Raw genomic sequence first — 1,505 nt, forward strand, 5'->3', positions numbered from 1 at the left:
CTTTCTTTCCTCTTGCCTTTCTTTTCCTCCGTTTTCCTTTTTCCTTTTCCCCGCCCAGAAAAACGGGAGTCGAACCTCCGGGGGCCTTTTCCCGGAGGTTCGGCGACCTGGCGGGCATTTTATGGTCCCTGTTGAAACGAATCATCTTCACCGATTCGTTTCAACAGGGACTGGACGGTGGTCGCCTTTCGCGGGCAATTCGATCCTGCCAGGGGCCGATCAAACGGACGATCGGCCCCTGGCAGGACCAATGGCTGGCTCGCTTTTTGGCCATCCTTTTCGGCAAAAGGACGCCGAAAAGGATGGCCGTGAGCTGGGCGAGCCTGAAAAGATAGAGAACAGAGGACAGAGGATAAAAAATAACAATTCAAAGGACAGAACATTTCCTTTTTTTGCTATTTAAAAGATAACATATTGAAAAGCAAAGACAAATTCCCAAGGCTCCGGGGGGTTTACCCCCCCGCGCTTCCTACCCCGGCGGATTGGCCCGATCCTGATGCCGCGCCGTCACCGTCGTTCGAATCCCACCCCGCACATTGAACTCCCCCACCAACGTCATACTGCGCGGCTCCACCACCTCCACCAAATCCTCCAAAATCCGGTTGATCACCGCCTCATGAAACGCCCCATGCTGCCGATAACTCCACAAATAGATCTTGAACGACTTCAATTCCAAACACTTCTTCCCCGGAATATAACTCAACCGCAATACGGCAAAATCCGGCTGCCCCGTCTTCGGACACACACAGGTAAACTCCGGCGCCTCCATGAGAATCTCATACGAACGCTGCGGATACGGATTGACAAACGTCTCCAACAACTCCACATCAGGCTGAACAGGATTGCGATTCATCTCATCTCTCTGCTACCAAATATCCCATTTAACTCTTTGAAATCGCAGAACAGATTTTCTGTCCTCACGATAGTTACCCCCAAAGTTACCCCATTTTGTTCCTTCTGACCCCATTTTAGGGGGGAACGAGGGGGAGTCAAGAGGAATATCGCTGAGGAGGATGGAGGGGGGAACCATTCATCTCTTGCCGGCGGGGATGGATCTCATTCAGCGGATTGATGGGAAAACCGGCGAAATGCCCCGAAATGCCCCCTTTTCGCGTCGGCGCCGGCGCGGATCGACGAGGCCCTGGAGCAAAACGCATTCAATGGAGTGATGGAGGATAGAAATCGGATCGTCGCCCCCCCTCCAATTGAACTACCGAGGATTCCTCGTTAGTTCGGTGATGGGGTGATCAGTAAGGCAGGGTTCCTTTCGGCCTTGGGGATACCAGGGCTTTCACGATGGCCTGCATCACCGGTGGACAAACCCCATTGCCAAGCATCCGGATGCGTTGCCGGATAGTCCCCCGTTCCAGCCTGTAGGTGGTTGTCACGATAGGTTGCGATGGCCATATCCCAGGCGTCAACAGCCCCGACAATCTCACACCCAGCCTGTCGGGCACCCTCGGACGATCCACCAGCGCCGCAGAAGAGATCAAGACAGGTGATGG

2 protein-coding genes are annotated in these 1,505 nt (G+C 54.0%); both read right to left on the reverse strand.

Annotated features, from left to right (window positions below):
* Positions 1 to 469 precede the first annotated feature (469 nt).
* Positions 470 to 853 (reverse strand): NADPH-dependent 7-cyano-7-deazaguanine reductase QueF, encoded by a 384-nt coding sequence (queF, locus tag HQL56_12720; protein ID MBF0310382.1) that lies wholly within the window; start codon positions 851 to 853, stop codon positions 470 to 472.
* Between the two features lie 374 nt (positions 854 to 1,227).
* Positions 1,228 to 1,503, reverse strand: coding sequence for a DNA cytosine methyltransferase (locus HQL56_12725; GenBank protein ID MBF0310383.1), 276 nt, complete (start codon positions 1,501 to 1,503; stop codon positions 1,228 to 1,230).
* Positions 1,504 to 1,505: the final 2 nt, after the last annotated feature.

The sequence above is a fragment of the Magnetococcales bacterium genome (assembly GCA_015231925.1).
Lineage (GTDB): Bacteria > Pseudomonadota > Magnetococcia > Magnetococcales > JADGAQ01 > JADGAQ01.